This is a genomic window from Staphylococcus sp. FSL K6-3157 (assembly GCF_038005145.1).
In the GTDB taxonomy this organism is placed as follows: Bacteria; Bacillota; Bacilli; order Staphylococcales; family Staphylococcaceae; genus Staphylococcus; species Staphylococcus equorum.
This window is the reverse complement of the sequence record NZ_JBBOSM010000001.1, coordinates 2,205,437-2,219,293: the sequence shown is the minus strand read 5'-3', so window position 1 is coordinate 2,219,293 and position 13,857 is coordinate 2,205,437. Positions and strand designations below refer to the sequence as shown.

Genomic DNA, 13,857 nt, shown 5'->3' with positions numbered 1-13,857 from the left:
CGTAAAGATAAAAGTATGTTGATTCAAATAAAAAAATACAAAAATAAAACAGTGTTATTTTTGTAAGTGTTAGAAACATTCATCATAATTTCATGTGGAGGTGTGATAGCAATGAATGAAGAGAAAAAGGCTCAATTTTTAAATGTTTATAAAAAATATAAAAGTTTAACGCATTACATAGAACAAAAATATAAATTGACAATAAATGATGTAGCAGTTTTAGAATTGGTTCAACAAAATTGTAGTGAAAAACATATGTTGATGCAGCCATTTTTAAAAATAGCTACTGCGGAATTGGATTTGAGTAGAACCAAAGTGCTTGCTTCAATTCGTCGTTTGATTGATCAAGATAGAGTGAGTAAGCTACGTTCAACAGAAGATGAACGTAAAGTATATTTATTAATGAATGAAAAGAACGCTGCACATTACGAAGCATTATTAGATGAAATTGAATCCTATACTGAATAAAACATATAGTTTCAAGTAAAGAAATGTCCCTTGTTGATTCATAATTTAAGATGATTTAAAAGACTAGTGGTACACATGAAATTCTATTGTGTATGGCTAGTCTTTTTTATTATGTAATATATAAGGTGCGATTATTTGTCATTTATATACGTAGTTCTATGTAATAGAGCGAAATTATTGTATAATATATCATGTTAATAAAAATATTTTTCGAGAAAGTGTGATGAAAGTATGGGACGTAAGTGGAATAATATTAAAGAGAAAAAAGCGCAAAAGGACAAAAATACAAGTCGAATTTATGCTAAATTCGGTAAAGAAATTTATGTAGCGGCTAAATCAGGTGAACCAGATCCGGAATCAAACCAAGCGCTAAGATTAACTTTAGAAAGAGCTAAGACTTATTCTGTACCGAATCATATTATTGATCGAGCGATAGAAAAAGCTAAAGGAGCAAGTGAAGAAAACTACGATGAATTAAGATATGAAGGTTTTGGACCAAATGGTTCAATGATTATCGTAGACGCATTAACAGAAAATGTGAATAGAACTGCTTCTGATGTACGGGCAGCTTTTGGTAAAAATGGCGGTAATATGGGAGTTTCAGGCTCAGTTGCGTATATGTTTGATCATACGGCTGTGTTTGGTATTGAAGGCAAATCAGCAGACGATACGTTAGAAGCGTTGATGGAAAAAGATATCGATGTGAGAGATATCGTTGAAGAAAATGGGTTAACTATTATTTACGCTGAACCAGATCAATTTGCGCAAGTTCAAGATGCTCTACGTGAAACAGGTGTCGAAGAATTTAAGGTTGCTGAATTTGAGATGTTGCCACAATCAGATATAGAATTATCCGAAGAAGATCAAGAAGCATTTGAAACACTAGTTGATGCTTTAGAAGATTTAGAAGACGTTCAAAACGTTTTCCATAATGTGGATTTGAAGTAATATGGGTAAAAATATCCAGTATTGGCTTAATCAACTAGATTTACAACCCCATCCAGAAGGGGGCTATTATAAAGAGATTATCAAAGCTAAATCAAATAATTTAAATGAAAGAGCAGTATATTCAAGTATTTATTTCTTGTTGACACATGACAATATATCGCATTTTCATCGTATCGATGCAGATGAAATATGGTATTACCACGCTGGAGATTCTTTAACAGTGCATATGATTCATTCAGATGGACGTTATCAAAGCGTGACAATAGGCAAAGACCTTGAAGCGGGTGATGTTTTACAATATGTAGTTCCAAAAGGAACGATTTTTGCTTCTTCAATTGAAGGTGAAAATGGTTATGCACTTGTAGGCTGTATGTGCCAACCTGCATTTGAATTTGAACATTTTGAACTATTGAGTAAAGAATGGTTGAATAATCAATTTCCAAGTTTAAAAGATATACATGAACGTTATGCTTTATCCGAAAGTGATATAGCTGGAAATTAATTGTTCTTTAATTTAAAAAATTAGATATTAATAAAGGCCTATCAGATTTTTAAGTCTGATAGGCCTCTCAATTTTAATGTTAATACTTCTTACGAGTTAGTAAAGTATGTTTATTTTGCTGTTCCAAAGACTTCGTTTGCAATTTCTACAACGTAAGCTAGTTTTTTCCATTGCTCATCTTCAGTTAGTTTATTGCCTTCTTCTGTTGAAGCAAAGCCACATTGTGGACTTAAACAAATTTGATCTAAATCAACATATTGCTGTGCTTCTTTAATACGCGCAAGGATGGCAGATTTATCTTCTAAGTCACCTGTTTTTGAAGTGAAAAGACCTAATACAGCTGCTGAATTTTCTTTAGGGAAAAAGCGTAATGGCTCAAAATCACCTGAACGATCATCGTCATATTCTAGGAAAAAGCCACCTAAATTTTCTTTGAATAAATAAGGTGCGACTGGCTCATAGCCACCTGAAATTGCCCAAGTTGATTGATAATTACCACGACAAATATGTGTAGTAATGAGTAGATCTTCTGGTAAATCTTGGACTGCTTCATTTACAACACGATATGCAAGCTGACGTGCTGCTTCTTTGTCTGCTTCAGTACGGTCACGGCCACGTGTTTTCTGAGAACCAGAAGTTAGGTTAGCCCAATAAACATCATCTAATTGAATGTAACGTGCGCCTAATTCATAAAATTTGAGCAAACTTTCACGATATGCCTGAGCCACATCATGTGCATAATCCTCGATATCAGGATAGATGTCTTCATTTAAGATATTTGGATGGAATAGCTGGTTTGGACTTGGGATAGATACTTTTGCTGTTGCACGCCCATTAACCTTGTCATATAAAAATTTGAAGTGTTCAAAATGTGGATGATTTGGGTTAAAAGCGACTTTACTCTCAACTTTAACATTATGATTTCTAGTTTCAACGCCTTCAAATGCTAAACCACGCTCAGAAGTATAGCCATTGACACCGTCTAAATTTTCCAAGAAATCGAAATGCCACCAACTTCTGCGGAATTCACCATCAGTGATGCTATGTAAACCTACTTCTAGTTGTTTCTCTATGATGTGCTCAATTTCTTCGTCCTCTATATCTCGCAATACTTGTGCATCGATGACTTCATTTTGATAATCTTTACGTGCATCTTTTAGGCGTTGTGGTCTTAATAAACTACCAACATGATCCGCTCTAAAAGGTCTTTGAATGACTGCCATGTTACTATCTCCTTTATTTATAGAATTTTCAGAAAAATATAGATAAAATCTATCAAACTTTATTATAATTGTCAATTTCGCTTTTACACTATGAAATATAGTACAATAATAATAATTAAATTCGTGATACAAAATTGGAAGACGTTCAGTATAATCCATAAGATGACATAAAGTAAACAGTTTTATATAATAATGACAAGGAGTTGGTGACAGTGAAAGTAAAATATATTGATAAGCGTCACTGGCGTCGTATCATTGACAAAGAGTATACAGAAGTCAAAGTAAACAACAACAAGTTCAAGGGTATTATTGGTTTGGTGACGATGAAAAAAGTACGTGAACCATTAGAGGTGACAGTAGTGGGCCAAAATATTATTGTTGCGGATGATAACTACCAATGGCTACAAATCTTGCCCGAAAAAAAACGATATAGTATTACAGTGATGCTAGATGACAAGGGCAACCCATTAGAATATTACTTTGATATAAATATTAAGAATGTTACACAAAAAGGAAACGCACGTACAATAGATTTATGTTTAGATGTACTTGTATTGCCAAATGGGGAATATGAACTTGTAGATGAAGACGATTTACAACGTGCTTTAGATCAAGGACAAATTACTAAAAAGCAGTATCACGAAGCATATATTATTGCGCATCAATTAATGATAAAAATTGAAGCTGATTTTTCAACGATGAAAGATAAAATCATGTATTGTTATTACAAGATTAAACAAAAATCAAAAAATCAACACCACCCATCACATGGTAAAGCCAAATATAATGAGCAAAAGCATAAACATAAACCATACAAAGCTAAACAACACGATCATAAACATCCAAATAAGCATATTAAAAGTGAAAACCACAATCAACAAAGTCGCAATCACAACCAAAATCATTCAACACATCGCGACTCAGAACCAGAACTTTAAGATAATTTGTACAAATTTAATTGAATGATACATGTATTATGAATCAGTGTATGAGCATCATGTGAATCATGTTATAGTGACACTGCTAGATGATAAATGTTAAAAACGTATAATTTGAAATTTGAAATTATATTATGAACTGTTTAGTGAACATGAATAATAACCAATTAATGAAATGATTAAAAGTGCTTTTAAAATATAGGGGGATAATATGAAGATTGACGATTATCGCTTGTTAACCACTTTAGATGAAACAAGAACACTAAGGAAAGCAGCAGAAATATTATATATATCACAACCTGCAGTAACACAACGTTTAAAATCAATTGAAAATACTTTTGGTGTAAATGTTTTTATACGTACTAAGAAACAATTGATTACTACAACAGAAGGTTCGATGATTATAGAGCATGCAAGAGATATGCTGAACAAAGAGCGTTTATTTTTAGATAAAATGCAAGCGCACATTGGTGAAGTTAACGGTACGATTTCAATCGGTTGTTCTTCATTAATCGGACAAACTTTATTACCGCAAGTATTAAACTTATTTACACGCCAATTTCCTAATGTAGAAATTCAAGTTCAAGTAGGTTCGAGTGAACAAATTAAAGCAAACCATAGAGATTACCATGTGATGATTATACGTGGTAATAAAATTATGAACTTAAGTAACACACATTTATTTAATGATGAGCATTATTTTATTAATCCTAAAAATCGTTACGATGATGTTGATAAAATGCCATTTATTGAATTTCAAGCAGATCCAATTTATATTAATCAAATTAAAGAATGGTATGGGAGTCAAATAGGTCAAGATTATCATGCTATGATTACTGTCGATCAAGTGGCCACGTGTAAAGAGATGTTGTTAAATGGTGTCGGTGTAACAATTTTGCCTGAGATTATGATGAAGCATCTAGACCGTGACCAGTTTGAATTTAGACGCGTAAATATAGATGAAAAACCATTGATTCGTTCCACATTTTTAAGTTACGATTCTAGCATGTTACAATTGCCTCAAGTAGAATCATTTATCAATTTAATGATGGAATATGTTGAATAACACCAATGGGAGCTAATACATAATCATTTATACATTGCCTATTTAAGTGATATACGAGAATTGACACCTAATTTAGTAGAATAGAGGTTTGTTATATGTTTAGTGCTTTATTACATATTAAGAATTACAAACTATTTGTAGTCAATATGATGCTTTTAGGTATGGGAATTTCAATCACTGTACCTTATCTTATTTTATTTGCGACCAATGATTTGGGTATGACTTCTACACAATATGGTCTGCTATTAGCATTAGCAGCAATCAGCCAATTTATAATGAACACGATTGTTGCACGCTTTTCTGATACACACAATATAAATAGGAAAGTCATAATCATTACAGCATTGTTAATGGGTGCTGTTAGTTTTTCTATTTACTTCTATATTCATGAAGTATGGATATTTATTGTTATGTATGCCGTTTTTCAAGGGTTTTTCGCGCCCGCAATGCCTCAAATGTATGCTTCAGCTAGAGAGTCTATCAATGTTTCGGCTTCAAGAGATAGAGCGAAGTTTGCTAATGCCGTATTGCGTTCCATGTTCTCATTTGGATTCTTATTTGGTCCGTTAATCGGCGCTTTATTATTAGGTGTTAATGGTTACGCAGGGTTATTTACTGGAACTGTTACCATTATTTTATTTACACTGATGTTACAGGTATTCTTTTTTAAAGATATCAAAACAAAACAAACCACAACTGATGTGAATCACATTGAGGCGAAAGCACCTAATATGTTACATGATAAGGCATTATTCGTTCCGTTTTTAGCCTTTATCTTATTACATATTGGTCAATGGATGTATACATTGAATATGCCGTTGTTCGTCACTAAATATTTGAATGAAGCTGAAGGGTATGTAGGTGGTTTAGCCAGTCTATGTGCCGGTTTAGAAGTTCCATTTATGGTCGTGTTAGGTATTTTATCTGCGAAACTCACGACACGTGTGCTACTGATGTTAGGTGGATTGTTTGGTGGCCTGTTTTACTTTAGTATTGGCGTGTTCGAAAGTTTGGTGATGATGTTTGTCGGCCAAGTATTTTTAGCTATTTTCTTAGCAATATTACTTGGTTTAGGCATCAGTTATTTCCAAGATATTTTGCCAGATTTTCCAGGATATGCATCTACACTTTTTGCTAACGCAATGGTGATAGGTCAGTTATGCGGGAACTTATTAGGTGGAATTATGAGTCACTGGGTAGGTTTGGGTAATGTATTCTTTGTATCAGCGACAGCTATATTTTTAGGTATGATATTAATATACTTTACAAAAGATCAAAAATTCACAGAAGAAAGTATGGAGTAGATAAAAATGACAGTAATTTTATGGATATTAATTATCGCATCATTTGTCTTAGCATTTGTAGGTTTAATTAAACCTATTATTCCATCAGTGCTTGTATTATGGGTAGGATTTTTAATTTATCAATTCGCATTTCATAATGGCAATTTATCATGGATATTCTATGTATCAATGATTTTATTCACCGTGTTTATTTTAGTAGCAGATTTTATCATGAATAAATATTTTGTAAATAAATTTGGTGGTTCTAAACTTAGTGAGTATGCGGCGCTCATTGGTGTAATCGTAGGTTGCTTTGTATTTCCACCATTTGGAATTATTATTATTCCATTTATCGCGGTACTAGTTGTTGAAATGATACAAGAACCTAACTTTTTAAAGGCTTTAAAAGCAAGTTTTGGATCCATCGTAGCATTTTTAGCGAGTGCTGTTGCACAAGGGATTATCATGTTTATCATGGTAGTGTGGTTCTTTATCGATGCATTACTCATTAATTAAAATTAGCGAGTTAGCTATTGTCATAAGAAGGGTAATTCAGTGTTCTAAACACTGTTAACTTTTTTTGGCGATTGCTAACTTTTTTAATTTTCTTAGTAGTATTATGATGTAAAGTAATTTATTAAATGAATACAGCTAAATTAAATGTAAGCGAATTAATTTTAAAAATAGGAGAAAATCAAGCAACTCCCTTGTTTTTGGCAACTGTATTTTAGTATAATCACAAACATGTGAAAAAAATATGATTTCGGAAGGGGGTCAAAAATGAAATATCCAATTGCTATATGGATGCTTGCAATCGGTGCGTTTGCAATAGGTATGACAGAATTTGTAATTATGGGATTATTACCTAATATTGCACGGGATTTTGACGTAACTGTAAGTCAGGCAGGACAATTGATAACTGGTTATGCATTAGGTGTTGCAATCGGTGGGCCTATCATAGTTATGTTGACGATTAAATGGAATAGAAAATATTTACTGCTAGCCTTAATGGCTATTTTTATATTAGGGAATTTTGCTGCTTCATTTAGTACGAGTTATGGATTTATGATGACAAGTCGTATCATTACATCGTTGGCTCATGGTTCATTCTTTGGGATAGGTTCTATTTTAGCAGCGAATATGGTGCGGCCAGAGAAACGTGCAAGTGCGATGGCACTAATGTTTATGGGATTGAGTTTAAGTAATATTTTAGGTGTACCATTCGGGACATTAATAGGTCAAAACTTTGGTTGGCCGATGACGTTTATTATTATTTCTATTATAGGAACACTAGCACTTATAGGCATTATTATTTTTGTGCCTATGCAACGTGATACAGTAAAATCATCAATGAAAAAAGAACTACAAATTTTAAAAGAAAAACGTTTGTGGTTAACTTTAGCAGTGACATTATTTGGTTTCAGTAGTGTATTTGCATACTTCACTTATATTTCTACAGTATTGACTGATGTATCAAATGTACAAGAAAACTTGATTTCATATCTGTTAATTATTTTTGGGGTAGGTGTTACATTAGGTAACGTCGTTGGTGGTAAACTTGCGGATTGGAATTTAAATAAAGCATTACAAATTATTTTCTCAATCTTTATCGTTTACTTCTTACTATTATACTTTATACAAATGAATGGTTTCTTAATGGTAGCAGGCATATTCTTCTTTGGTTTAATCGGCTTTAGTATGAGTCCATCATTACAATTTAAAAGTACGATTATTTCTAAAGATGCGCCTACGCTTGCAAGTACATTAAACCAATCTGCATTTAATTTAGGCAATGCGCTTGGTGCCTTTATTGGTGGCGTTGTCGTGACGAATTTACCGATAGCATCATTAAGTTTAATTGCGCCAATACTAACTGCAATCGGTCTGATATTCTTGTTTATTAGTATCGCTGTGGAAAGAAAAGAAGGCATGGCACCATAGACGTGACAATACGTACAAGAGTCTAAGATATATTATCCAGACTCAAAAAAAGATCTTATCATTAGTATTTAAACTAGTGATGAGATCTTTTTGTTTTAAAATATTTCACTTTTGAAAGTGGGTGCTAGTTGGTACGCAAAATTAGTGGTTGGAGATATAGCATAGCACTTTATTAATAGGTTAGAGACTGTACCAAATAGCCACTATTATTTAAACAACAAGATTATAAAGATGTATTTGTATCTTTATTTGTATAATGATGATCAATAAATAAAGCGATGGGTATAACGATAAATGAGATTATAATAAAGGTCCAATTACTTATTAATATATAAGGCCCAAATGCTAAAAATGATTGAGGAATGAAAAATACATAAAATATTGCATATAATAGTAATAAAATGACGACATACGTTAATATCCATGTCCAATGTGATTTTGTAAAACACTGCATTTGTACAGTTCGGAAGATCATCCATATAAATAGAAAAATGATAAAAATTCCTACTAATACAACAAGAGGAAATGAATATAAATATAATCGCTTCGCACCAATGAAAAAGCCAATAAATCCTTTAAGGAAACAAAAAATACCAAATAACAAAAAGATGTGCTGAATTATGTATTTGAATATATTTAAAATTGTTTCATTTGGTAATTTTTTAAGTTCCTTTTTGGCATGTGACTTAGGATCATGTTCAAAGAAATCCATGGCGAGTATACCTTCTTTTTCAGCTTCCAATAATTGATTTAAAATGCGATTCAACATTTTTTCAGAATCGTGAGGATTAACACTTAAATCTGCTCGGACGTATGTCATGTAATTTTCGAATGCATCTCTATCTGTATTATTTAATCGCAAAGCTTTTACATTATTTTCTCGCATTAATTTGTCAGTAGATTTCATTTGAATTTCGCAGTCCTTTTTATAGAATGTAATGATAAGGCTTATTATGACGAATATAACATTATAAATCAACATTACTTTTTAAAGGAGAAAATATGGAAAAACTTTCACTTAAACAAAAACAATATATTACTGAAATTGCAGACATACATGAAAGTGAACTTGCAAAACAAAATGAAGATTATAGTAAAAGCCGGTTATCTGTTGGATTACGTGAAGAAATGATAAATCATGGGCTGAAATATAATACAGATTTAGTATGGCTCGAAACACAGAAGGAAGAACTTATAGGTTTTATTTGGGCACGCTATTTGAAAGATTATAATAAAGTGATAATAGAAATGCTATATGTTAATGAAGCATTTCGTAAGCAAGGGATTGCTACGCGTTTTAAAAATGAAGTCGAAGCATGGGCAAGAGCAGTAGGCGCTCTAAAAATTGAAAGCACAGTGGACAGTCACAATGTTCAGATGCAACAATTAAATCGAAATATGGACTATCAAATAAGTAAAGTCATAATGACTAAAAATTTAAGGGTAAATAATGAAGATAATAGAGAAAAATGATAAAATTAATTTATTATAATTGCATTAAAAAGGAGTATATATATGAAAAAGTGTTTAGCACTCATATTAGCATCGACGATTGCATTAACCGCTTGTGGTAAAGATGATGAAAAGGCTTCTTTAGAAAAAGATATAGATAAATTAGAGAAGAAGAATAAAGATTTGAAAAAAGAAAAAGAAAAACTGGAAAAAGAGCAAGATAAATTACAAGATCAGTCGAAAGATTTAGAGAAAGAAATCAACGCTGAAACATAAAATATACGATGCTATGGTGTTTGTTGTTACTATACCTAGGCATTTACCATAGTAATAAATAGTGTATTTGATACAAAATTGACGAACAAATTTCTCGAAAAATGAAATATTATTTGTATAACATATAGAAATCACATTTAATGCTATTTCAGATGATATTTCTTTATTTCCTAGGAAATCATTGTATTATGGTTTTAGTAATTGGTATAATGGGTATCATTAAACATAATAAAGATTAATATAAAACATACAAAATAATTTTTTAAAATATGAATTTTGGAATATAGGTCGATTATTATTCAGTGATTTTCACTTCATAGGGCAACTGTAAGAATGAAGTAGATTAATAAGTCGTCTATATAGAAAGAGAGGTAAGCATTATGCATGAACAAGATTTTAATTTATTAGAAGGTCGTTCAATTACTTTACCTGAACTAGGTAGAGAATTAGAAAATATTACAGGTAGAGAAATAAAAGATTCAACAGGTGAAATCAAACGCGTGATTGCGCATTTACCTAACTTTGAATCTGATACAGATACGTTTGTTGCTACTTATAAATTAAACCATAAAAATGATTTTATCGATGCAACATTTACTGCACCGAAAAGTGAACGTAATCGCTTAAAAGAAGTAGCTGTTAATCTTGAATTAATTAGCTATATTACAAGAGCATAAACAAATTATAAAAAACAGTATGGTAGCGCGATATGAAAAGATTCATAACGCGTTACTTTTGTATAGAAAATTATTTTTCCAGTATAGAGGTGTAACATATGACAGTTTATATTGAAACTGAACGTTTAAGGTTACGAGACTGGCAAGAGGAAGACTTATTATCATTCCAACAAATGAATGCGAATCAACAAGTTCGTAGATATTTTCCGAGCTTATTAAGTTATCAACGTTCAGAACACGATATGAATAAAATGAATGAAATGATATTAGATGATGGTATTGGTTTGTTTGCTGTAGAACTTAAAGAAACTAATGGGTGGTTAGGTTTTATAGGCTTGAATTATGTGACAGAAGAGAGCAAGTTCCCATTTGAAGAGTTACCATTTTATGAAATTGGTTGGCGACTCATTCCGGAAGTTTGGGGCAATGGCCTAGCTACTGAAGGTGCAGAAGCGGTACTGAAGTATGCGAAACAACAAGGTTTAAATGAGGTATATGCTTTTACTTCGGAAAGCAATGAGCCCTCACTCAAAGTCATGGAAAAACTAGGTATGGAAATTTATGATTATTTTGAACATCCAGAATTAAGCAAACATCATCCGCTTAATAGACATGTAAGATATTATAAAAATTTAGCTATGTTAGATGATGAAAGCTTAAAATCAAGTAGTTAAATGCGAAAATTTGTGAATACACATGGATTTAGTGTATAAATAATCTTCTTTAAAATAATAGATCTCATCATTAGTATTGAACCTAGTGATGAGATCTTCCTATGTTAATTTTACTTAATTTAAGCAGTAGGTGTTTGAAATTGAATTAATTCGCTTAATTTTTTTAATGCTTTGTCTATATCGTTGTTATCTATATATGAATAAGAAAAGCGTATATAATTTTTGGATTTTGTATCATATATTTCTCCGGGATTTATTAAAATCTTGTGTTTTATAGCTTCGTCAAACAATATTTTCATATCAACAGGTTTATTTAATTTAAACCATATATAAAAGGAGCCTTTTGGTTTTTTCCAAGTTCCTAAAAGACTTAAGTGCTTGTCCAGTGAATGTAAAAAGACATCTCTTTTATTTAAAAGTTCTTGCTTCAATTTTATTAAATGACTTTCATGATAGGAAGACGCATTTAGCCATTCAGTCGCAACGAATTGTGAAAGTGAACTTGCTCCATAATCATTTTGCATTTTTAAGTCGGCTAAATGTTGTACTACTGAAGGTTTTCCAATAATCCAACCTATTCTCAAGCCGGGACTCACAGTTTTAGACAAACTATTGAGATATAAGATATTATCATTATCTGCAAAAGACTTTAAAGGAAGTGGGCGTTCATCATCAAAACATAAATCACCATATACATCATCTTCTACAATAGGTATTCCAACTTCTTTACATTGGGTGATTAATTTTTGTTTTTCATCTATTGTATAGGAATTTGTAGTTGGGTTATGTAATGTAGGAATACAATAAAAAATACTATTATTGTATGCTGATGTTGCATTAAAAATATTATTAATATTTCTTTTTATTTCAAAAATAGGTATATGTTTAATATCTGCTCTAATATTATGCCAAGTACGTATAGAATTAATGTATGATGGCGTTTCTATAATGATTTTCGATTGTGGGACGAGTAAGCCATCAGCAATTAACTTCAGGCCTTGCAAAGCACCGGAAGTGATACAAATATTCTCCTCATTACATATTATGCCTAATTTTTTTACATGGTTTGATATCGCTTGTCTTAATTTTAAACTACCTTGTGGGTGCTCATAGTTTGTATTAAGTAAGTCTTTTTCACTTGTAGAAAGAATTTCTTTGAATTTTTCATTTGGAATTAAATCTGGACTAAGTTCTCCAGTGCTTAAGCGAGTTAAATTAGATTCAAACTCTAATTTGTTAATCATTTGTATAAAGTATTGGTTATTTTTTGAGCTACTATTACTAATATACTTTTGCCAATTTGTATTGTTATTTATATAAGTGCTCCACTTGTTGTCTGGAATATAAAGTCCACTTCTTTCCTTTCCTTCTATAACACCATAGCTTTGAAGAATATCTAAAGCTTGTATAATAGTTGAACGGTTTACATCGTAGTAGTTTGCCATTTTCCGCTGAGATGGCAATTTCATACCACGTTCAAATGTCTCATCATTTATTTTTGAAATGATATCATCGATGATTTTTTTGTATTTGGGTTTGAACATATAAACGCTCCTATATAAAATTTGGTTGGTATTTTTATTGGTTTCTGGTTGGTCCGATTTTCTTGTATTTATTATAGTATAGTACTTATAGACCTTATATTCATACATTTTCAATGAATAAAGATTTTGAAAATTGGTCTGGTTTATTTTTGGAAATTTAAAATTGAGGAATGAGGAATTGACATGTTACAACCGTTAGCTCATGGGTTCTTACTCGCATTGGGATTAATCTTACCATTGGGTGCGCAAAATGTATTTGTATTTAATCAAGGTGCCAACCATAAGAGTATATATAAAACGTTACCCGTCATTATTACAGCAGGTCTGTGTGATACATTTCTTATTGTGTTAGCAGTATTAGGCGTGTCGGTTATTTTACTCTCATTTCCCATGCTGCAAGTTTCTATCTATTGTATAGGTTTAGTTTTTTTAATATATATGGCTTGGTCGTTATGGAAAGCAAGGCCAGATAAATTGAAGCGTTATCGACCAATGACAGCGAAGAAGCAAGTTGGTTTTGCGATTTCTGTATCGCTACTGAATCCACATGCAATTATGGATACAATTGGTGTCATTGGAACGAGTGGGGCAATATATGATGGTACGGATAAAGTCTTGTTTACTATTTCAACTGTAGTTATATCATGGGTTTGGTTTTTCTTTTTAGCAATTTCTGGAAAAATGATAGGCAACATTGATAAAACAGGAAAATACATTATGATATTAAATAAAGTATCTGCTATTATAATTTTAATTGTTGCGGTTATGATTCTAAAACAATTAATAATGCTTTTACTGTAGTGTAATGAGTGTTCAAATTTTATAATTAGAAAGTGCATAATAACATAAGACGGGGAGTGGGGCG

General features: G+C 31.7%; 16 protein-coding genes. 13 read left to right on the top strand and 3 right to left on the bottom strand.

All coding sequences use genetic code 11. The annotated features are described in order from the left end of the window. Positions 1–111: 111 nt before the first annotated feature. From MHB47_RS10730 to MHB47_RS10720, 3 genes are all read left to right on the top strand, one after another. Positions 112–468 carry a transcriptional regulator, SarA/Rot family gene (locus tag MHB47_RS10730; RefSeq protein WP_056935346.1) on the top strand — a complete coding sequence of 119 codons (357 nt, stop codon included), beginning with the start codon at positions 112–114 and terminating at the stop codon, positions 466–468. 231 nt (positions 469–699) lie between these two features. Beyond that, positions 700–1,416, top strand: a complete 717-nt coding sequence (locus MHB47_RS10725; RefSeq protein WP_002508365.1) for a YebC/PmpR family DNA-binding transcriptional regulator — start codon at positions 700–702, stop codon at positions 1,414–1,416. A gap of 1 nt (position 1,417) precedes the next feature. Then, complete coding sequence (locus MHB47_RS10720; RefSeq protein WP_340756616.1) at positions 1,418–1,918, top strand: cupin domain-containing protein; 501 nt, start codon at positions 1,418–1,420, stop codon at positions 1,916–1,918. Between the two features lie 110 nt (positions 1,919–2,028). On the opposite strand, the gene MHB47_RS10715 is transcribed toward MHB47_RS10720, so the two are convergent. Then, the gene (locus MHB47_RS10715) at positions 2,029–3,141 is read right to left on the bottom strand and encodes a 5-methyltetrahydropteroyltriglutamate--homocysteine S-methyltransferase (RefSeq protein WP_340756613.1); all 1,113 of its coding nucleotides are present in this window, start codon (positions 3,139–3,141) and stop codon (positions 2,029–2,031) included. A gap of 212 nt (positions 3,142–3,353) precedes the next feature. On the opposite strand from MHB47_RS10715, the gene MHB47_RS10710 reads away from it, so the two are divergent. The 5 genes from MHB47_RS10710 to MHB47_RS10690 all read left to right on the top strand — a co-directional run bounded on the left by MHB47_RS10710 (position 3,354) and on the right by MHB47_RS10690 (position 8,369). Continuing rightward, on the top strand, positions 3,354–4,079 hold the full coding sequence (locus MHB47_RS10710; protein ID WP_340756611.1) for a DUF402 domain-containing protein: 726 nt from the start codon (positions 3,354–3,356) through the stop codon (positions 4,077–4,079). 211 nt (positions 4,080–4,290) lie between these two features. Then, positions 4,291–5,145, top strand: a complete 855-nt coding sequence (locus MHB47_RS10705; protein WP_107514439.1) for a LysR family transcriptional regulator — start codon at positions 4,291–4,293, stop codon at positions 5,143–5,145. Positions 5,146–5,240: 95 nt separating this feature from the next. Then, the gene (locus tag MHB47_RS10700) at positions 5,241–6,449 is read left to right on the top strand and encodes a sugar efflux transporter (protein WP_340756609.1); all 1,209 of its coding nucleotides are present in this window, start codon (positions 5,241–5,243) and stop codon (positions 6,447–6,449) included. A 6-nt stretch (positions 6,450–6,455) separates the two neighbouring features. Beyond that, entirely contained in the window at positions 6,456–6,944 is a 489-nt protein-coding gene (locus tag MHB47_RS10695; protein ID WP_340756607.1) for a DUF456 domain-containing protein, read from the top strand. A 264-nt stretch (positions 6,945–7,208) separates the two neighbouring features. After that, the gene (locus MHB47_RS10690) at positions 7,209–8,369 is read left to right on the top strand and encodes an MFS transporter (RefSeq protein WP_069801654.1); all 1,161 of its coding nucleotides are present in this window, start codon (positions 7,209–7,211) and stop codon (positions 8,367–8,369) included. Positions 8,370–8,592: 223 nt separating this feature from the next. On the opposite strand, the gene MHB47_RS10685 is transcribed toward MHB47_RS10690, so the two are convergent. Continuing rightward, positions 8,593–9,276 (bottom strand): DUF1129 family protein, encoded by a 684-nt coding sequence (locus tag MHB47_RS10685; RefSeq protein WP_002508357.1) that lies wholly within the window; start codon positions 9,274–9,276, stop codon positions 8,593–8,595. Between the two features lie 95 nt (positions 9,277–9,371). Here MHB47_RS10685 and MHB47_RS10680 point away from each other — a divergent pair, with 95 nt between their 5' ends. The 4 genes from MHB47_RS10680 (at position 9,372) to MHB47_RS10665 (ending at position 11,448) form a co-directional block, all read left to right on the top strand. Further along, a complete protein-coding gene (locus MHB47_RS10680) occupies positions 9,372–9,842 on the top strand; it encodes a GNAT family N-acetyltransferase (protein WP_021339399.1) in 471 nt (156 codons plus the stop codon). A gap of 42 nt (positions 9,843–9,884) precedes the next feature. Then, a complete protein-coding gene (locus MHB47_RS10675) occupies positions 9,885–10,097 on the top strand; it encodes an SA0632 family lipoprotein (protein WP_002508355.1) in 213 nt (70 codons plus the stop codon). A 380-nt stretch (positions 10,098–10,477) separates the two neighbouring features. After that, positions 10,478–10,774, top strand: a complete 297-nt coding sequence (locus MHB47_RS10670) for a hypothetical protein (protein WP_002508354.1) — start codon at positions 10,478–10,480, stop codon at positions 10,772–10,774. Between the two features lie 98 nt (positions 10,775–10,872). After that, positions 10,873–11,448, top strand: a complete 576-nt coding sequence (locus tag MHB47_RS10665; protein ID WP_002508353.1) for a GNAT family N-acetyltransferase — start codon at positions 10,873–10,875, stop codon at positions 11,446–11,448. 119 nt (positions 11,449–11,567) lie between these two features. On the opposite strand, the gene MHB47_RS10660 is transcribed toward MHB47_RS10665, so the two are convergent. Then, positions 11,568–12,992 carry an aminotransferase-like domain-containing protein gene (locus MHB47_RS10660; protein ID WP_340756605.1) on the bottom strand — a complete coding sequence of 475 codons (1,425 nt, stop codon included), beginning with the start codon at positions 12,990–12,992 and terminating at the stop codon, positions 11,568–11,570. Between the two features lie 183 nt (positions 12,993–13,175). Here MHB47_RS10660 and MHB47_RS10655 point away from each other — a divergent pair, with 183 nt between their 5' ends. Then, positions 13,176–13,793 carry a LysE/ArgO family amino acid transporter gene (locus MHB47_RS10655; RefSeq protein WP_002508351.1) on the top strand — a complete coding sequence of 206 codons (618 nt, stop codon included), beginning with the start codon at positions 13,176–13,178 and terminating at the stop codon, positions 13,791–13,793. Positions 13,794–13,857 lie beyond the last annotated feature (64 nt).